This window comes from Paracoccus aerodenitrificans (assembly GCF_027913215.1).
Classification (GTDB): Bacteria; Pseudomonadota; Alphaproteobacteria; order Rhodobacterales; family Rhodobacteraceae; genus Paracoccus; species Paracoccus aerodenitrificans.
Window position 1 is genome coordinate 1,096,870 of sequence record NZ_CP115784.1, and the last position, 19,021, is coordinate 1,115,890.

The 19,021-nt window shown below is 60.7% G+C and carries 17 protein-coding genes; 11 read left to right on the forward strand and 6 right to left on the reverse strand.

Annotated elements, in window-relative coordinates; all coding sequences use genetic code 11:
* The first annotated feature begins 70 nt into the window (after positions 1-70).
* The 9 genes from hemC (at position 71) to ribD (ending at position 9,711) form a co-directional block, all read left to right on the forward strand.
* The gene (hemC, locus tag PAE61_RS06890) at positions 71-1,048 is read left to right on the forward strand and encodes a hydroxymethylbilane synthase (RefSeq protein ID WP_271114585.1); all 978 of its coding nucleotides are present in this window, start codon (positions 71-73) and stop codon (positions 1,046-1,048) included.
* Positions 1,048-1,638, forward strand: coding sequence for a TetR/AcrR family transcriptional regulator (locus PAE61_RS06895; protein WP_271114586.1), 591 nt, complete (start codon positions 1,048-1,050; stop codon positions 1,636-1,638). The genes hemC and PAE61_RS06895 overlap by 1 nt, the downstream gene beginning before the upstream one ends.
* Before the next feature lie 41 nt (positions 1,639-1,679).
* Positions 1,680-3,569 carry a DNA primase gene (gene dnaG, locus PAE61_RS06900; protein ID WP_271114587.1) on the forward strand — a complete coding sequence of 630 codons (1,890 nt, stop codon included), beginning with the start codon at positions 1,680-1,682 and terminating at the stop codon, positions 3,567-3,569.
* 121 nt (positions 3,570-3,690) lie between these two features.
* Positions 3,691-5,676 carry an RNA polymerase sigma factor RpoD gene (rpoD, locus tag PAE61_RS06905; protein ID WP_271114588.1) on the forward strand — a complete coding sequence of 662 codons (1,986 nt, stop codon included), beginning with the start codon at positions 3,691-3,693 and terminating at the stop codon, positions 5,674-5,676.
* 92 nt (positions 5,677-5,768) lie between these two features.
* Positions 5,769-6,170: a BLUF domain-containing protein gene (locus PAE61_RS06910; RefSeq protein WP_271114589.1), complete on the forward strand. Its 402-nt coding sequence runs from the start codon at positions 5,769-5,771 to the stop codon at positions 6,168-6,170.
* A gap of 67 nt (positions 6,171-6,237) precedes the next feature.
* Positions 6,238-7,725: a DNA recombination protein RmuC gene (locus PAE61_RS06915; RefSeq protein ID WP_271114590.1), complete on the forward strand. Its 1,488-nt coding sequence runs from the start codon at positions 6,238-6,240 to the stop codon at positions 7,723-7,725.
* A 3-nt stretch (positions 7,726-7,728) separates the two neighbouring features.
* Positions 7,729-8,145 (forward strand): secondary thiamine-phosphate synthase enzyme YjbQ, encoded by a 417-nt coding sequence (locus tag PAE61_RS06920; protein WP_271114591.1) that lies wholly within the window; start codon positions 7,729-7,731, stop codon positions 8,143-8,145.
* Positions 8,146-8,245: 100 nt separating this feature from the next.
* Positions 8,246-8,716: a transcriptional regulator NrdR gene (gene nrdR, locus PAE61_RS06925; RefSeq protein ID WP_271114592.1), complete on the forward strand. Its 471-nt coding sequence runs from the start codon at positions 8,246-8,248 to the stop codon at positions 8,714-8,716.
* 17 nt (positions 8,717-8,733) lie between these two features.
* Complete coding sequence (gene ribD, locus PAE61_RS06930; RefSeq protein ID WP_271115101.1) at positions 8,734-9,711, forward strand: bifunctional diaminohydroxyphosphoribosylaminopyrimidine deaminase/5-amino-6-(5-phosphoribosylamino)uracil reductase RibD; 978 nt, start codon at positions 8,734-8,736, stop codon at positions 9,709-9,711.
* Between the two features lie 36 nt (positions 9,712-9,747).
* Here ribD and PAE61_RS06935 read toward each other — a convergent pair whose 3' ends face one another.
* The 3 genes from PAE61_RS06935 to PAE61_RS06945 form a co-directional block, all read right to left on the reverse strand.
* The gene (locus tag PAE61_RS06935) at positions 9,748-11,748 is read right to left on the reverse strand and encodes a capsule polysaccharide biogenesis protein (RefSeq protein WP_271114593.1); all 2,001 of its coding nucleotides are present in this window, start codon (positions 11,746-11,748) and stop codon (positions 9,748-9,750) included.
* Positions 11,749-11,750: 2 nt separating this feature from the next.
* Positions 11,751-12,890 (reverse strand): polysaccharide biosynthesis/export family protein, encoded by a 1,140-nt coding sequence (locus tag PAE61_RS06940; protein WP_434803128.1) that lies wholly within the window; start codon positions 12,888-12,890, stop codon positions 11,751-11,753.
* A gap of 97 nt (positions 12,891-12,987) precedes the next feature.
* Positions 12,988-14,313, reverse strand: coding sequence for a capsule polysaccharide biogenesis protein (locus PAE61_RS06945; RefSeq protein WP_271114594.1), 1,326 nt, complete (start codon positions 14,311-14,313; stop codon positions 12,988-12,990).
* A 167-nt stretch (positions 14,314-14,480) separates the two neighbouring features.
* Between PAE61_RS06945 and PAE61_RS06950 the strand changes: the two genes are divergently transcribed.
* Together PAE61_RS06950 and PAE61_RS06955 are read left to right on the forward strand one after the other, a co-directional pair.
* Positions 14,481-15,074 (forward strand): riboflavin synthase, encoded by a 594-nt coding sequence (locus PAE61_RS06950; protein WP_271114595.1) that lies wholly within the window; start codon positions 14,481-14,483, stop codon positions 15,072-15,074.
* Positions 15,075-15,188: 114 nt separating this feature from the next.
* Positions 15,189-15,500, forward strand: a complete 312-nt coding sequence (locus PAE61_RS06955) for a hypothetical protein (protein ID WP_271114596.1) — start codon at positions 15,189-15,191, stop codon at positions 15,498-15,500.
* Between the two features lie 54 nt (positions 15,501-15,554).
* On the opposite strand, the gene eno is transcribed toward PAE61_RS06955, so the two are convergent.
* From eno to PAE61_RS06970, 3 genes are all read right to left on the reverse strand, one after another.
* The gene (gene eno, locus PAE61_RS06960; protein WP_271114597.1) at positions 15,555-16,829 is read right to left on the reverse strand and encodes a phosphopyruvate hydratase; all 1,275 of its coding nucleotides are present in this window, start codon (positions 16,827-16,829) and stop codon (positions 15,555-15,557) included.
* Positions 16,830-16,897: 68 nt separating this feature from the next.
* Positions 16,898-17,581 (reverse strand): endonuclease/exonuclease/phosphatase family protein, encoded by a 684-nt coding sequence (locus PAE61_RS06965; RefSeq protein WP_271114598.1) that lies wholly within the window; start codon positions 17,579-17,581, stop codon positions 16,898-16,900.
* The gene (locus PAE61_RS06970) at positions 17,578-18,987 is read right to left on the reverse strand and encodes a protein adenylyltransferase SelO (protein WP_271114599.1); all 1,410 of its coding nucleotides are present in this window, start codon (positions 18,985-18,987) and stop codon (positions 17,578-17,580) included. Before PAE61_RS06970 ends, PAE61_RS06965 begins: the two co-directional genes overlap by 4 nt.
* Positions 18,988-19,021: the final 34 nt, after the last annotated feature.

A 19,021-nucleotide genomic window follows, 5' to 3' on the forward strand; every position in this document is an offset into this window, starting at 1 on the left:
TCTTTCCGCGACCGTTCAACGCAGACGGCCTGGCATTGTCAAGCCGGGCAGGCGGGTCTATGGCTTGCCCATGACAAATTGGCCCAATGAAAACGACAGGCTGAGGATCGGGACGCGCGGCTCGTTGCTGGCGCTCGCTCAGGCGCATGAAACCCGTGACCGGCTGATGATGGCGCATGGTCTGCCGGAAACCGCGTTCGAGATCGTGCCGATCAAGACGATTGCCGACAAGATCCTTGATCGTCCGCTTCAGGCGATTGGCGGCAAGGGGCTGTTCACGCGCGAAATCGAGGATGCGCTGCTGGATGGCCGGATCGACATTGCCGTGCATTCGATGAAGGATATGCCGGTTCTTCAGCCCGATGCGCTTGTGATCGACTGCTATCTGCCCCGGCAGGATGTGCGCGATGCCTTCGTCAGCACGAAATTCGCCAGTATAGCCGAGCTTCCGCAGGGCGCGGTGGTCGGCTCGTCCTCGATGCGGCGCAGGGCTCAGCTTGCGCATCGGCGCCCCGATCTGCAACTGGTCGAGTTTCGCGGGAATGTGCAGACCCGGATGAAGAAGCTGCATGACGGCGTGGCCGATGCGACGTTTCTGGCGATGGCCGGGCTGAACCGGCTTGGTACGCCGGAACTGGCGCAGAGCGCGATTTCCCCCGACGAGATGCTGCCCGCAGTGGCGCAGGGCGTGATCGGGGTTGAAAGGCGGCGTCAGGATCAGCGTGTCGCGGCGTTGCTGGCGGCGCTGAACGATGCCGATACCTCAGCGCGGATCGTGGCGGAACGCGCGTTTCTGGCCGCGCTTGACGGCTCCTGTGAGACGCCGATTGCAGGGCTGGCCGAACTGAACGCCGACCGGCTGTGCCTGCGCGGAGAGATCCTTTTGCCCGATGGTTCGAAACTGTTTCGCGGTGAGCGTGAAGGGCCGGTTGCCGATGGACCCGAGATGGGCCGCGATCTGGCTGAAGAACTTCTGGCGCAGGCTCCGGCTGATTTCTTCGACCTGATCGGGGTCAAGGCCGGGCGCGGCTCGCCGCCTCTGGACTGATGGCGCGGACGCAGGGTTCCCGGGCCGAAATCACCGGCCCCCTGATCCGGCAGGCCGCGCAGCGGCTTTTCGCGCGGCATGGTTTTGCTGCGGTTTCGATGCGCCAGATCGCGGCAGAGGTCGGCGTTCAGGTCGGCACGCTTTACAGCTATACCGACGACAAGCAGGCTCTGCTGACGGATCTGCTGCGGGCGCATATGGAAGCACTGCTGGCAGAGTGGCAGGACGATGCAAGCCTCGACCCGACAGAGAGGCTTGATCTTTTTGTCCGGTTTCATATCGACACCAGTCTCGATCACGCGGATGGTGTCTTCCTGTCCTATATGGAGCTGCGCAATCTGACCGCAGAGAACCATTCCGAGATCACCCTGCTGCGCCGCCGGTATGAGCAGGCTCTGCAGGATATTCTGGATGACGGTGTCGCGGCGGGCCGGATGCGCGTTGAGGATACGCGTCTTGCGACAATGGCGCTGATCGCGATGCTGACCGGGGTGACGCATTGGTATCGCTCCGGCGGGCGGCTGGATCGTGAGGCGCTGCATCGCCACTATGTCGCGCTTGTACGCGGTGCGGTCGGGGCGGGGGCATAAGGCCCTTGCTGTAAGGGCTCTGTCACCCGATATTATCCGGCATGTCGATCTCACCCGCCTTCATGGAAGAATTGCGCAACCGCGTTCCGGTCAGCCGGATCGTCGGGCGCAAGGTCACATGGGATCTGCGCAGATCCAATCAGGCCAAGGGCGACTGGTGGGCACCTTGCCCGTTCCACGGCGAAAAAACCGCTTCTTTTCATGTCGATGACCAGAAAGGGTTCTATTACTGCTTCGGCTGCCACGCCAAGGGCGATGCGCTGACCTTTCTGCGCGAATCGGACGGGCTGGATTTTATCGAAGCGGTGAAGGTACTGGCTGCCGAAGCCGGTTTGCCCATGCCGGATCGTGACCCGGCAGAGGCAAAACGCGCTGATCGGCGCAGCATTCTGGTCGAGGCGATGGAGGCTGCTACACGTCATTTCCGCATGCAGCTTTCGGCAGGAAGCGGGACACAGGCGCGGGATTACCTGACCGGGCGCGGGCTGCAACAGGCCGGGATCGACCGGTTCGAGCTTGGTTTCGCCCCGGATATGCGGCAGGGCCTGTTTTCGGCTTTGCGTGACAAGGGCATTCCGCCGGATGTGATGGACGAGGCCGGGCTGATCATTGTGCCGGATGATGGCGGCACGCCCTATGATCGGTTCCGGGGCCGGATCATGTTTCCGATCCGCGATGCGCGGGGCCGGGTGATCGCCTTCGGTGGCCGTGCGATGGATCCGAATGCGCGGGCGAAATATCTGAACAGCCCGGAAACCATGCTCTTCGACAAGGGGCAGAATCTCTATAATGTCGCCTCGGCCCGCAGCGCGGTCGGCAAGGGGGCTCCGCTGATCGTGGCCGAGGGCTATATGGATGTCATCGCCCTGTCTCTGGCCGGTTTCGATGGTGCGGTTGCGCCTCTGGGGACGGCGATTACCGAGGATCAGCTGCGGCTGATGTGGCGGATCAGCCCCGAGCCGGTGATCATGCTGGACGGCGATGCGGCGGGACAGCGTGCGGCGCGGCGGCTGATCGACCTTGCCCTGCCGCTGACCGGGCCGGGTCAGGCGCTTCGCTTTGCGTTGTTGCCAGCGGGGCAGGACCCTGACGATCTGATCCGGTCGCATGGCGCGGGGGCGATGCAGAAAGTGCTGGATGCAGCGCGGCCTCTGGTCGACCTGCTGTGGGAACGCGAGATTGAGGGCCGCGAATTCGACAGCCCCGAGCGCCGGGCCGCACTGGATAGCAATCTGCGCAAGGCGATTGCCCTGATTCCCGATGAGGCCACGCGCCGGCATTACGCCGATGCGCTGAAAGAGCGCCGCTATGAACTGTTCGGCGGTAGGCGCGGGGCAGGGCGGCTGACACCCGGCAGGCGCGACCGGCGGGCCGTTGATGCGGCACCGCGGGCACAGACGCGGGCGACACCGCTTGGTCAGCAGGATTCGGGCGATCTGATGCTTGAGGCAATGGTGCTGGCGCTGTGTGCGACCTATCCGGGCCTTGCCCTGCGGATGGAATCGCGGATCGAGTTGCTGGAGCCTGCCGATCCCGACCGCTGCGCGTTGTGTCATGATCTTCTTGCAGGCACCCAAAGTGCTGCGGGCAAAGCCGCACTGCAGCGGGTTATGCAGGATCCTTATATCCGGACCGCGCCTCTGATCCGTCAGCCGGGGGACCCGGACAAGGCCGAGGCCGTGCTGTCCAACATGCTTGACCGGATCGAGGCGCGGCGGATCTCACAGGCGGAACTGGCCCGCGCCGAGGCCGAGATTCAGGGGCTTGTCGATGAGGGCCTGACCTGGCGCATGGGCGAATCGGCCCGCGCCCGCCACCTTGCCGAGCATCCCGAGCTGAACGATACGTCGGATCTGAATGAGGACCGCGCGGCGCTTTCGGCCAGGCTGGCCTCATATTATGATATGAAACCAAGGCGCGGCGGGCGCTGATTCGGGCCTGATCGGCTGAACCGAATCGGCTGGTCTTTGAACTCGCCTGCATCTTGTCTAAAACGGTTCCGATCCCCACATGATTCGGGTCTTACCGAATCACTATGCTGACAGGATGCCTATGGCCGCCAAGGACGACGATAATTCCCGCGACGAAAGCCAGGATAACGATCATTCACTGGATGTAAGCCAGGCAGCGGTCAAGAAGATGATCGCGGAAGCGAAAGAGCGTGGCTTTATCACTTACGATCAGCTTAACAAGGTCCTGCCTCCTGAGCAGGTCAGTTCGGACCAGATCGAAGATGTGATGTCGATGCTGTCCGAAATGGGCATTCAGGTCGTCGAGAACGAAGAAGAAGGCGAAGAGGGTGAAGCCGGCGGCGAAGTCGTGACCACGTCGACCTCTCGTGAAGTCACGGTTGCGACCACCGAAACCGAAAAACTGGACCGCACCGACGACCCGGTGCGCATGTATCTGCGTGAGATGGGCAGCGTCGAGCTGCTGTCCCGCGAGGGCGAGATCGCCATTGCCAAGCGGATCGAGGCCGGGCGCAACACGATGATTCTGGGGCTTTGCGAAAGCCCTCTGACCTTCAAGGCCATCACCATGTGGCGGCAGGAACTTCTGGATGAAGACATCCTGCTGCGCGACGTGATCGACCTTGAAACCACCTTTGGTCAGTCGATGGAAGAAGGCGAGGATGAAGAGCTGACCCCCGCCGCAAATGGCGCTGCCGGTACGGCTCAGCCCGCCGATAAATCCGAGCGTGAGCCGGAAACCGATGCCGATGGCAATCCTTTGCCCTCGGATGACGACGACGAGGACGACGGCGCCAATCTGTCTCTGGCGGCGATGGAGGCAAGTCTGAAGCCGCAAGTGCTGGAGACGCTGGAAGCCATCGCGCGCGACTATGAGAATCTTGCCCATATGCAGGATCAGCGCATGTCGGCGACGCTGAACGAAGATGACAGTTTCTCGACCTCGGATGAAAGCGCCTATCAGAAGCTGCGCAGCGAAATCGTGGTTCTGGTGAACTCGCTTCACCTGCATAACAACCGGATCGAGGCGCTTGTCGATCAGCTTTACGGCATTAACCGCCGCATTGTGACCATCGATTCGGGCATGGTGAAGCTGGCGGATGCCGCGCGGATCAACCGGCGTGAATTCATCGACGCATATCGCGGCTCTGAACTTGATCCGGCCTGGATCGACCGGATGCAGGAAAACAAGGGCCGCGGCTGGCAGGCTCTGTTTGAGCGCAGCATGGACAAGGTGGAACAGCTTCGCGGTGACATGGCCGAGGTCGGGCAATATGTCGGCGTCGATATCGAAGAGTTCCGCCGCATCGTGAATCAGGTTCAGCGCGGCGAAAAAGAAGCGCGGCAAGCCAAGAAGGAAATGGTTGAGGCCAATCTGCGGCTGGTGATCTCGATTGCCAAGAAATACACCAATCGTGGGTTGCAGTTCCTTGATCTCATTCAGGAAGGCAATATCGGCCTGATGAAGGCGGTCGATAAGTTCGAGTATCGCCGCGGCTATAAGTTTTCGACATATGCGACGTGGTGGATCCGGCAGGCGATCACCCGCTCGATTGCCGATCAGGCCCGCACGATCCGTATTCCGGTCCACATGATCGAGACGATCAACAAGCTGGTTCGGACCGGCCGTCAGATGCTGCATGAAATCGGCCGCGAACCCACGCCTGAGGAATTGGCCGACAAGCTGCAAATGCCGCTGGAGAAGGTCCGCAAGGTGATGAAGATCGCCAAGGAGCCGATCAGTCTTGAAACCCCAATAGGGGATGAAGAGGACAGCCAGCTTGGCGATTTCATCGAGGACAAGAACGCCGTTCTGCCTCTGGACAGTGCGATTCAGGAAAACCTGAAAGAGACCACTACCCGCGTTCTGGCCAGCCTCACTCCGCGCGAAGAACGCGTGCTGCGCATGCGTTTCGGCATCGGCATGAACACCGATCACACGCTGGAAGAGGTCGGCCAGCAGTTCAGCGTGACCCGCGAACGTATCCGTCAGATCGAGGCAAAAGCGCTGCGGAAGCTGAAGCATCCGTCGCGCTCACGCAAGCTCCGCAGCTTCCTCGACCAGTAGAAATCGTTAACTTTTGGCAATCGGCGCAGTATTTTCTTGCGCCGATTTCCTTTTTTCTCATAGCGTTACCCTATGCAAATGGACGGGTACAGATGACGCTGACGCACTTGCTTTATCGAAGCTCGGGGCGGATCGAGCATTTCCAGGGTGACTGCGACGCTATTCTTGCGGCTGCGCGTGTCAGGAATGCCGCCATGAGCCTGACTGGTTTTCTTCATGCCGAAGACGGTATCTTCGTTCAGTGGCTTGAGGGGCCGAAGCCATTACTCGATCAGGTTGTCGACGACATTCTTGCCGATACACGACACCGCGATATCACCGTTTTCGGGCGGGGCCCGATCACGAAACGGCAGTTCCCGTCTTGGGCCATGGGATATTCGAACGGGCATCAGGCGCCGCTATTCGACTGGCTGGCAGAACGTGAAACCAACAGCCATGATCTGCGCGGTTATGCAGATTCTCTTCACCAGTTTCTGCTTCTCCGGGCGGCCTGAGCGGTTCTGAGCTTGCGATAACCGGCCCTCTTCGTTAGGCACAAAACGAGAACGCAAGCGGGGTGGTATGGGCGACCGGTTTTTGGGACAGCTTTCGTCATGGTTGGCCGATCCGGTCGTTGCCGGTTGGGTCCTGGCCGGGGTGTTGTTAAGTTTTGTCTTGCTGATCCTGCTGTGCTGGCGGGTCTCGGGGAAACTTTCCCGGCACCGTGATGAGGCGCGTCATCTCTCGGCTGAGCTTGCGCGGCGTCAGGATGAAATCGCCCGGCAGAATGCGTTGTTCTCGGAACTTCAGACCCGCTTCGATGCCGAAACGCAGTTGTCTCGGCAGCAGTCACTCCGGGCAGAACAGGCAGAGACACGGCTGGAGGATCGGATCAGCCGGCTGGCCGAATTATCCGAGGAACGCGATGGCCTGAACGATGCGCTGTTTTCCACGCGTCAGCAGGTCGCTGCATTGCAATCCGAACTGGCTCAGCTTCGCCTCGCGGCGGAAAAGGATCGTGAGCGTGCGGCGCATGATCTGAAACAGCTGCGCGATTTGCGCGAAGAAATGACCGGGCAGTTTCGTCTGATGGCAAATGAAACCCTGCGATCGCAGGGTGCCGATATGCAAAAGGCACATGGTGAGCAACTCAATGCCCTGCTGAACCCGTTTCGCGAACAGGTGCTGCATTTTCAGCGCGAATTGCGGGACCGGAACCGTATCCTCGATGAAGAAGGCGCAAGGCTGCGGGATCAGATCGCCAATCTCGGGACAGAGGCAAGCGCTCTGACCCGCGCCCTGAAGGGCGACAAGCAGAAGCAGGGCGCATGGGGAGAGATGATCCTCGAACGCATCCTTGAAGAATCAGGGCTGGAGCGGGGCCTGCATTACGATCTTCAGGTGAGCTGGACCGATGAGGACGGCAAGACCTGGCGGCCCGACGTGATCGTGAAAATGCCGCAGAAGAAAATTCTGGTCGTGGACAGCAAGGTTTCGCTGAACGCCTATGAACAGGCCGTCAACAGCGAGGATGATCTGGAACGGACAGCGGCGCTGAAGCGTCATGTCGATGCGATCCGTGCACATATCAATACGCTTGCCGCGAAGGGCTATGACCGGATGGATGACGGCGCGGTGGATTACGTGCTGATGTTTATCCCCATCGAAGGCGCGTTCTCCGAGGCGTTGCGGGTTGATCCCAACCTCGCCAGCTATGCGATGGATAAGCGGGTCGGTCTGACCACACCGACCACGCTGATGCTGACCCTGCGCACTGTCGAACATATCTGGATGGTGGAGCGCCGCGAATCCAACGCGCTGGAGATCGCGCGGCGGGCCGGGGCCATCTATGACAAGGTTGCCGGATTCGTCGATTCTCTGGATGCGGTCGGCGTCGCGCTTGGCAAGGCAAGCGATGCACATCGCATGGCTGTCGACAGGCTGTCACGCGGGCAGGGTAATGTGATCCGACAGGTCGAGATGCTGCGCGAACTCGGTGCCCGGGCTCAGAAACGCATATCGATGGATCACGACAAGTCCGACGCTCTGCCGGCGCCGGATAAGGAGTAAGGAATGATCGACACGGTTATCGTGGACACGAATGGTCCCGGTATGCATGAAATCACCTCGAAACTGGGCCAGTTCGTTGCGGGGCAGGATGATGGCGTACTGACCGCGCATATCCGGCATACCTCGGCCAGCCTGCTGATACAGGAAAATGCCGACCCGGATGTGCAGCATGACCTTCTGGAATGGCTAGACCGAGCCGTGCCCCAGGCGAATTCTCCGGCCATGTCCTGGGTAACGCATCGTGTCGAGGGACCGGACGACATGGCAGCGCATATTAAGGCGACAATTTTACCGGTATCGTTGTCCATTCCTGTCCGCTCGGGGCGGATGATGCTGGGTCGCTGGCAGGGCGTTTATGTCGTCGAGCATCGCGCCCATCAGCATCGCCGTGAGGTAACGATTGCCTTTACCCGCGCCTGAGCCGATCTGGTATTGATCGGGCTGTTTGACACAAACCCTGTTGCGCTTTCGTCTTACCTTGTGGATAAGTTGGAGGTGACAGCCAGATAAGGGACACAGGATGCGCTGCCCGTTCTGCGGAAACGCCGATACTCAGGTCAAGGATTCCCGCCCCGCCGAGGAAAACGCGGCGATCAGGCGCCGGCGCTATTGTCCGGGCTGTGGGGGAAGATTCACCACATATGAACGCGTTCAGCTGCGCGATCTTGTCGTCGTCAAGACAAATGGACGCCGCGAGGATTTCGACCGCGACAAGATGGCTCGCTCCATCAGGATCGCCATGCAGAAACGCCCGGTTGAACCCGAGCGGATCGAGCAGTTGATTTCCGGCATTGTCCGGCGGCTGGAAAGCATGGGAGAGACCGATATTCCCTCGAAGGTCATAGGTGAGATCGTGATGGAGACGCTTGCCCGCGTCGATAACGTCGCCTATGTGCGCTTTGCCAGCGTCTATAAGAATTTTCAGGATGCGGGCGATTTCGACAAATTCGTCTCGGAACTGCGTCCACCAACCCCTGAAAATTCCGGGTGAACTACGATCAGCGTCACATGGACCACGCGCTGCGGCTGGCCGTGCGCGGTCTCGGGAATGTCTGGCCGAATCCGGCGGTCGGCTGTGTTCTGGTCCGCGATGGCCGCATCGTCGGGCGCGGCTGGACGCAGCCAGGCGGACGGCCTCATGCCGAACGCATGGCGCTGCAACAGGCCGGAGAGGCGGCGCGGGGCGCGACGGCCTATGTCACGCTGGAGCCCTGCGCCCATCATGGCCGCAGCTCGCCCTGCGCGGACGCGCTGATCGCCGCCGGGGTGGTACGCGTCGTGTCGGCGCTGACAGACCCGGATCCGCGCACCGCCGGACAGGGACACCGGAAGCTGAGAGATGCGGGGATCGAGGTCACCGAGCATATCTGCAGCGCCGAGGCCGCCCGGCTTCAGCGCGGCTTTCTGAACCGGATCGAACATGGGCGGCCCATGATCACGCTCAAGCTGGCCTCAAGCCTTGATGGGCGGATCGCCACTGCCAGCGGAGAAAGCCAGTGGATCACCGGACCCGAAGCGCGGCGTCATGTTCATCTTCTCCGCAGCCGTCATGATGCGATCATGGTCGGTGGCGGAACGGCCCATGCGGATCGGCCCTCGCTGAATGTGCGTGGCATTTCCACGCCCCGCCAGCCCGCGCGGGTGATCGTGTCATCCCGGACGCTGCCCGAACTGCCTGCCGAGGATGACCGCCACGGCCCGCTCTGGCAGGTTTCGGGTCCCCTGGACGAGGCGATGAAATCGCTCGCCGAACGAGGGGTGACGCGGGTGTTCTGTGAGGGTGGAGGGCAGCTTGCGGCAAGTCTTCTGGCGGCTGACCTTGTCGATGATCTGGTGTTTTACAGCGCGGGGCTGGTTCTTGGTGCCGCGGGGCGTCCCTCTGTCGGGGATCTGCCATGTGCCGCGCTTAGGGAGATGCCGCGTTTCAGACTGGTACGGTCCTGTCCGGTTGGTGCGGATCTGTTTCAGCTCTGGACCCGGCGATAACAAGCTGAGATCATCGTTAAATGGCTGACGGCAACGCTATCTGCGCCAGATCCAGCTATACCCGGAGACCGCGCCTTGCGCCTTGGCCAGCCATCGCAGGCGCAGCCCGCGCGTTTGCAGCGTCACATCCGCCAGCCGCTCAACCGCGATTTCGGGCGGGCAGGGCAGTCCACTGACCGGGTCCCGATATCTGGGATAGGCGATCAGCGCCGCATGGGTCAGCCCGTCCAGCCCGGGTCGCGCAATGCGCCGCGCAGGGACCGGCCCGAGATCGCGCGTCAGGCCCCACCCGGCATAGAATGGTGAGCCGAGCGTGGTGACCGGGATCCCGCGCAGCAGCGCCTCGAAGCCGAGGGTTGAGGTGATGGTCCAGACTTCATCAACCATCTTCAGCAATGCGAGGGGATCGGTGCGGCGGGTGACGTGATCGGCCAGAAGCGACAGCTCTTTTTCGCGGACTGCGCCGGGCCGAAGGCCTGCCTCGGTGTCGGGATGCGGCTTATAGATCAGCACTGCATCGGGGTTTTCGTCCCGCACCCGGCGAAGAAGCGCTAGATTGCCGGTCTCGCTGCCCGCTCCCAGCCGGATCGAGGCATCGTCCTCGACCTGCCCCGGCACAAGAATACATCGCCGCCCGTCCCGTGCGGGAAGCGCGGCGCAGCCCTGAAGATTATATTTGCTGATCCCCGCGGCGATCAGCGCCGCCCGCAATTGCGAGGCCCGCGCGGCACCTCCGGGTGGCAGATCTGACGCGATAAGCTTTTCCAGCCGCGAAGGATGCGTGGGATCATAGTAAATACCCAGATCGTCGGCGACCAGGGACAGCGGCGGCGTCAGCTCAGCCCCCAATCCACGTGAGCGCAAGAACCCGTCCTCGACCCGCAATGTCGGGGTAGACAATTCTCCCGCGCGATTTGCCCAGACAAGGCTGGTCTCGCCATCCGGCTTATCCGTGAAGCGGACAGGGGCTGCCGATCCGAAGAAACGGTTAATGGCAGGCCGCTTCCAAAGCCGCATTCCATAGGCCAGATGCCCTGCATGGTCCTGCCGCCACGCTTTCGCCTCGGCCTCCAACTGGTCGACGGCACCGTCGAAATCCGTCAGCCTGTCGCGGCAGGGATCGTACCATGTCGGTGCGATCAGATGGCTGGCCGCGAATAATGTTTCGATGTCTGCCGTGCCGCGCCGAGGAAATTCAGCCTCATCATCGCTGAGGCTCCATCCGGCATAGAAAGGCTGACCGAAGATCCGGGGGCGATGACCCACCAGCATCGCCTCATACCCCATCTGCGAGCTATGGGCATAAACTGCCGCTGCATTGCGTAAAAGCGCCCAAGGTGAGACGGGCATGTCGTAGAATGTCTCATTTTCCTGAAGGTCGGCGGGCTGGAAATGACCGGGGCGAAGGCCGTTTGAGGTTTCCGGATGGACGCGGATGACGATGCGCTTGCCCGGATGTTCCGAACGCGCCGCTGTCAGCATCTTCAGGAACTCGGCACGCCCCGCGCCAAGCAGCGAGGCATCGCCTGCGGTTTGGTCGATGACCAGAACATAGCCGGGCTCGGGTGGCTTCTGTTCGGGAAGATGGGCATTATATTTTGACAGATCCGCCGCGATCAGCCGTGCGATCCCGGCGGATGCATTGTCCTTGTGGCTGTCCGCCTGTCCGGACGTGATCAGCTTCTCGATCAGCGACGGAGAGCCCGGATCGAAATGCAGCCCCACAGGGTCGATGATCAGCCCGATCGGGCCGCGTCGCGCAATCCTGCCCCGTGCGCGTCCCGGCAGGATCGAGCGCAGGAAGGCATCCTCGACATGAACCACGCCCAGACCAAATCGCGAAGCAACGGCGTTGCCGCGCCAGGCGGTGGCGGAGGCCCCCCAAACTGCGACCATATTGCCCTTCTGCGGCAGGCCAAGCCGGGGCGTCCATCCGGCAAGTTCGAGGATCCGCCATACGCGTCCGCGAAACATGCCGCCATTGAATGCAAGAAGCCGCCGGGGTTTTGCCCCGACGGCTGCAATGCGATCTGGCATCATCAGTTTGCGATGCTGGAGAGCTGGTTGACAGAAGCCGCGCTTCCGGTGAGCGCACCGAGGATCTTGTCCCATCTGACATAGGGAGCCTCGGTGACATATATCGTGTCGCCGTCGCGGATCAGGAAGTCACGGGCCAGGAACAGCCCGTTCGGACGGGTGAGGTCCAGCACATAGGCCATACGTTGCGTACCTCCCACCGGCTGGCCTAGAACGGCCGAGGCAACCTGTGCCGGTTCATCGCGCAGCACGAATACGCCGGTCGGGTCCGCAGTGACCGTGGACAGACCGCCAACCATTGCAACCGCTTCGATCGCGTTGATCTGCTCATTGCCAAGCGGGACCTTGCTTTGGCTGCCAAGTGCACCAAGCGCGGTGAAGCTGCGCTGATCTTCCTCGACCAGAATGACGTCGCCGGGGCGCAGCGAAATGTCATAGCGCGGGTTGAAATAAAGATCGGTCAGCCAGACCTTGCCAGTTTCGCGACCGCGTTTCACAGTGATCACGGCGACTTCCGGTTCTGCATTCACACCGCCTGCGGAGGCGAGCATGGCGGACAGGGTCCGCGTTGGGCGCTCAATCGGGTAGACGCCCTGACCGAACACCTTGCCCATCACAGAAACAGTAGCGCCGTCACCGGCGACGCGCGTCACCGTAACCTGCGGATCGGGGGTCTGGCTTTCCAGCCGCGAAGTGATGGTCTGTCGCAGTTGGTCGGGGGTACTGCCCGCAGCGCGAACACGGCCTGCATAGGGGACGAAGATGTAACCGTTACTGTCGACCTGAAGCTGTTCAAGTGACGTCGAGCTTTGGCCGAGGCTGGCAAGCAACCCGTCATCGACGTTTTCCCAGATCATCAGCCCAAGCGTGTCGCCGGGCCGGATTTCATCGGCCCCGACCTGACCTGCATTCAGGAAGCCGCTGGAGAACCCATAGGCAGGGGTGAAGTTCGCCGTGCGGGTTACGTGATTATTCACATAGATCACATGCGCATCGCCGCCATTTTCGACAGCGCCTGAGAAGATCTCTTGCTTGTTGGGGCCTGAACGGGGCAGCGAGCAGGCGCTCAGAAAAGTGGCGGAGATCAGTGCGATAAGCATCGGCAGACGTATGCCGCGTCCTGATGCGGTTCCAGTATCCATGGCGATCAAACTGTTTACTCCTGCTTCTTGCCGTTTTCCCGGCGCCTCGCGCGCAAACTAGCCCACGATTCGTTGATTTTCCACATATCTCTGTCATTCATCCTGAATCGGCCCCGGGCTGCTGGCGCATTTCCGCCTTGCCGTTTGCCAGAGCGTCATAAGGATCTTCCGCTGCCAGCATCATATCCACCACCAGTCTGAGGGCCGGCGCCCGGGCGCGTGTGGCATAAAAACCTCCGGGAATCTGGCTGGTTTCAAGCAGATAGTCGCGATAACAGCGATAAGCGACCGGGTTAGGGCGCTGAGGGTGAACGAAAAACTCGGCAAGGCTCTGCTCTGAAACGAGCTGTGGCTTATCGAACACAGCCCTGCCCATCGCCTTCACCGGCAGACCCCGCCACAATGCCTGCTGTGCTGCCGTCGAATTCACCGTGATCACCGATCGGGCCTGTCCCAGAAGCGGCGCAAGCTTGCCGCCCGGAACATGATGCACCCGTTTCGCAACGCCCAGTTCCTGAGCCTTGCGCATGATATCGTGACGCTGGTGACTGCGGCCGTCATCCAGTGGATGGCCTTTGAACACGATATGATGATGGCGCGGCGCATGGGTAGCAAAGGCCTCAAGCACTTCGTCGGTGAACTCCGCCATCGTTTTATAGTCGGAATGCGCTCGGAAGCTGGAATCATGTTCCAACTGCATGAGGACCAGAGAGAACGGATTGCCCCGACGCCGTATGCGCCAAGTTCGGATCGCGTGATCCAACATGGTCATCGGCGTCAGTACCAGACGGCTGAAATTTAGTCTGAATTCTTTCCACAACGAAATATCACGATGGGTACGAAAGTTTGGAAAGCGCTTATTCGCGGCCAAAATCAGGAAATGATAGACAGCGCCATAGAATTTATGCTGGCGCATATCACCCCACACAGCCGGAGGACGCGCAACTTCACCCTGGCGCCCTTGAAGCGCACATCCCATCTGCGGAAGCGTAATCTTCATGAGCCGAGAAAATCCATTTGAGCCGCCCCGCTCATATGTAAGCCAGAAGGGGCGCAGATATCCTTCTTCAAAGGCGTGGAGTGTCAGATTATGTTTCTCGGCAGCCATGCGGGCGGCGGAATGGACCGGGCGCACATCACCATAAAGAACGATATCCGTGACATGTTTCTCAGCAATCAAACGGTCGAGATGCTGCGGCCACTCAGCAACGCTTCCATCATGCCGGATCATCCGTTCCTTCGGTGTCCAGAAAAAAGCGTCGCCAGCATTGAACGCCACCCGCCAGACCTCAGCACCGGCCTCTTGCAGCAACCTTGCCAAACGATCAAAAAACGGTCCGTGCGGCCCCTGTAGCAGCAAAAAACATCGCTGGCCCGGCGCTTCTGACCTAAGGACGGTTGCGTTGGCTGGGATCGTGTTCATTGTTAGATGTAGCATGAAGTCAACAATATTAACACTAGCAGCCACTGTCTGGCAGATTTTCGCCGAGTTGAATACTGTCCCTTTGGATAATAACCTAACGCAATTCGTAACATTTTCGCAAAAATACTGCCGACTATGATACGAATTTCCAACGGTCTGGAGGATAAATGTTTACCGGAATCATAACTGATATTGGCGTTATCGCCCGGGTTGAACAACGCGGCGATATGCGGGCGCGGGTTTCGACCGGATATGATATGTCCGGCGTTGATCTTGGTGCGTCGATCTCTTGCGACGGGGTGTGCCTGACCGTGATTGGCAAGGGCGATGACTGGTTCGACGTTGATATCTCGGCCGAGACGGTTTCGAAGACCAATATCAGCGCGAATGGCTGGGAGACCGGGAAGCGGATCAATCTGGAACGTGCGCTGAAGGTCGGGGATGAACTTGGTGGTCATATCGTTTCGGGCCATGTGGATGGCGTGGCGGAGATTGTCGAGATGCGGGATGAGGGCGACAGCACCCGCATCGTGTTTGAGGCTCCGGCGGAACTGGCGCGGTTCATTGCACCCAAGGGCTCGGTTGCATTAAACGGCACGTCGCTGACCGTGAATGAGGTTGATGGCAGGCGTTTCGGCGTCAATCTGATCCCGCACACGCAAGAAGTGACCAACTGGGGCGAGGTAAGCACCGGCGATTTCGTCAATCTGGAGATCGACACGTTGGCACGCTATGTCGCCCGACTGGCAGAGGCCGGCTGACAGGTTCTGAAAAAGATAAAGTCATCAAATTGTTATCCTTTGTGGGTGTTCTCGCACAGTGTGTTTCGCTAGCAGAGATTTCCTGAATCCGATATCTACAAGGAAATCAATAGGATGAAATTGAACAAGGGAGCCGCGCTCTTTGCGGCTTTGACAATGCTGTCCGGTTGCGTATCCAGCGGGACCGAGCAAAGCGAGTATAACCGCATGAGCTGCCGCGAGTTGGCCTATCACGAAGGCAGGCTGGACGGCGAACTTGGTGCGGCTCGTACCAAATCGCTGACGGGTGGGCTGACCGCCGCGTTGGGCGATGATGAAGTTCAGAGCTACGGTCAGACACAGGCGATTTTCGGCGGTATCGAAGAAAACAGAGCGATCGAGACCAATGATAAAGTCCAGATCGCAAAGGCTCTGAAAGGTTGCTGAGCAGAAAAAAGGGACGCCCTGAGGCGTCCCTCATCCGTATCGGCATAATCGCAATCAGCGCAGGATCGACTTGCCTGCATAGACTGCCGCGTCACCCAGAACTTCCTCGATGCGGATAAGCTGGTTGTATTTCGCCAGCCGGTCCGACCGCGCAAGGCTGCCGGTCTTGATCTGACCGCAATTGGTCGCGACGGCGAGATCGGCGATGGTTGCGTCCTCGGTCTCGCCCGAGCGGTGCGACATCACGCTGGTAAACCCGGCACGCGTCGCCATCGCCACCGCGTCCAGCGTTTCCGAGAGCGTGCCGATCTGGTTCACCTTCACCAGCAGCGAGTTCCCGCAGCCCTGCGCGATACCATCGGCCAGACGCTTGGGATTGGTCACGAAGAGATCGTCGCCGACAAGCTGAACCGAGCCACCCAGTTTTTCGGTCAGCAGCTTCCAGCCCTCCCAGTCATCCTCGGCGCAACCGTCCTCGATGGACAGGATCGGGTAATCGGCGCAGAGCGCGGCCAGATAGTCCACATTCTCGGCGGCGGACAGGGATTTGCCTTCGCCCTTCATCTCGTATTTGCCGTTCTCGAAATATTCGGTCGAGGCACAATCGAGCGCCAGCATGATATCGTCGCCGGGCTTGAAACCTGCCTTCTCGACCGCTTTCAGGATGAAATCCAGCGCGTCGCGGGTGCTGGAAAGGTTGGGGGCAAAGCCGCCCTCATCCCCGATTCCGGTGGACAGGCCCGCCGCCGAAAGTTCCTTTTTCAGCGTGTGGAAGATCTCGGAGCCCATGCGCACCGCGTCACGGATCGTTGTTGCCGAGACTGGCATGATCATGAATTCCTGCACGTCGATGGGGTTATCGGCATGCTCGCCGCCATTGATGATATTCATCATCGGCACCGGAAGCAAATGCGCCGACGCGCCGCCGACATAGCGGAACAGCGGCAGGGCCGAAGTGTCCGCCGCAGCCTTGGCAACCGCAAGCGACACGCCCAGAATGGCATTCGCCCCCAGACGGCCCTTGTTCTCGGTGCCGTCCAGCTCGATCATCAGCGCGTCGATGCTGCGCTGATCGGTCGCGTCCTCGCCAAGCAGGTTTTCGGCGATTTCGCCGTTCACCGCGTCCACGGCCTCAAGAACGCCCTTGCCCATATAGCGCGACTTGTCGCCGTCACGACGCTCAACCGCCTCATGCGCTCCGGTCGATGCCCCGGAGGGGACGGCGGCGCGGCCCATCGAGCCATCCTCAAGGGTTACATCGACCTCGACGGTCGGGTTGCCCCGGCTGTCCAGGATCTCGCGGGCAAAAATATCGATAATGGCGCTCATCTGGTCCTCCAATGCATACCGTTAGCGCGTTCTTACTTGCCAAGACCTGACGCCGAAAGGCGCAAATTTCATGACAACCGGATTTCTGCCCAGATCGGAAGATGGTCCGATGCACGGCGGGCAAGGGCGCTGTCGCCGACTCCGCTGGCGGTGACCGTGATCCTCGACGAAACCGCGATCCGGTCCAGCCGCAATTGCGGCATGGGCGCGGGATAGGACGGGCCGGGGGCGAAAACATGCAGCGAATCGAGCGATTCCAGCCCACGATCCCCGCGCCACTCGTTGAAATCACCCATCATCATCACCGCATCCCCCGACAGCCGCCCTGCCTTGGCCGCCAGCCGCGCCAGTTGGCGGCGGCGGGATGACCGCGCCAGACCCAGATGCACCCCGATCAGGGTCAGTCCGGCCACACGCAGGGCCAGTGCGCCGCGCGGCTCCAGCCCCGGCAGGGGCAGTCGGCGCATCACCGCCTGACAGGCAAGCTCTGGCCGCAGAAGGACCGCCTGACCATGCCAGCCAAGCGAGGTTTCTCCGGTAGTGCGCATTTGCATCGGCACCAGCCCGGTCATCTCTTCGATCATGTCGCGGGGCAGGGCTTCGGGGCGGGCTCCGAAGCGGAAATCGACCTCCTGAAGCGCGATGATGTCCGGGTCGATCTCTGCGATGACCTTCAGATTGCGCTCGGGTGCATGCGGCCCGGTCAGGCCACGGCATTTATGAAGATTATAGCTTGCGATGCGGAGTTTCATGTTCCGCAGAATGTGCGCGTTACGCGTTCCGCTTCAAGCGGAGGTTTCGAGAGATCGGCCCATTCCTCGCGCATTTCGAACGGATGGCGCAGAGCCGCGTCCAGCCTGTGAAACGGCCTATAATCACCGCCGACTGCCGCCTGTATCGCCTGCTCGATCCGGTGATTGCGCGGAATACGAAGGGGATTGGCGCGGGCCATGATCTCGGGATCGGGACCGGATGAACGCCAGTCATCCCGCCACAGATCAAACGCGCCGGTATCGATGAAGGCATCCCGCGCGGTGCCATCCGAGAGGCCGGCAAAGACAATTGTGAAATCGGCGCGTTCCTTCGCCATCAGGTCCAGAAGCCGGTTGACCAGTCCGACCGCCGCGTCACTGGCTGGAAGCCCAAGCTTGGCGCAGAAACGTTTCTTCCACGCAGCCTGATAAAGATCGGGAAAGCCGTGAACCGCGCGGGTGGCCCTTTCAATCGCCTTGTCCTGATCCGCACCCATCAGCGGGATCAGACAAGAGGCGAATTGCGCAAGGTTCCACACCGCGACATGTGGCTGCTCGGCCCAAGCATAGCGGCCATGCAGGTCGATCGAGGAAAATTTCGTATCCGGGTGATACCCGTCCATGAAAGCGGCGGGGCCGTAATCAATGGTCTCGCCTGAAATTGCCATGTTATCCGTGTTCATCACCCCGTGAATGAAGCCGAGCGCCATCCACTGCGCCACCAACCCGGCCTGCGCGCCGACGACCTGTTCCAACAGTTCAGACACGTCGGCGGCATCGGGGTAATGCCGGGCGATGATGTGATCGGTCAGGGCACGCAGCGCCTCGATATCGCCGCGCACGCCGAAATACTCGAATGTTCCGACCCGGACATGGCTGGAGGCGACCCGGGTCATGACGGCTCCGGGCAGGATGGTTTCGCGGTAAACCATGTCGCCGGTGGCAATGGCTGCAAGCGCCCGCGTCGTCGGTACTCCGGCTGCGGCCATGAATTCGCTGTCCAGATATTCCCGCAAGACCGGGCCGAGCCAGCTTTTCCCGTCGCCCTGACGCGAAAACGGGGTCCGGCCCGCGCCTTTCAGTTGCAGATCGAATCTGGCACCGTCAGGGGCGACGATTTCCCCGATCATCACCGCTCTTCCATCGCCAAGCTGCGGCGATAAATGGCCGAACTGATGGCCCGCATAGGCCTGCGCAATGGATGCGGCCCCCCGTGGCAGGGCGTTGCCCGACAGCATCGCCAGCCCCTCCGGCCCGGCAAGCCAGTCGCCATCCAGTCCCAGCCGGTCCGCCAGATCAAGGTTCAGCGCAATAAGCTGCGGATCGGTGCTGCCTTCCGGGGCCACCTGCGCAAACATGCGGGGCGGCAGCGCGGTATAGCTGTTGTCGAAGATCGGTGCGTTCATGCCTTTACACATAGGAGTGCGCCGGAAAATGAAA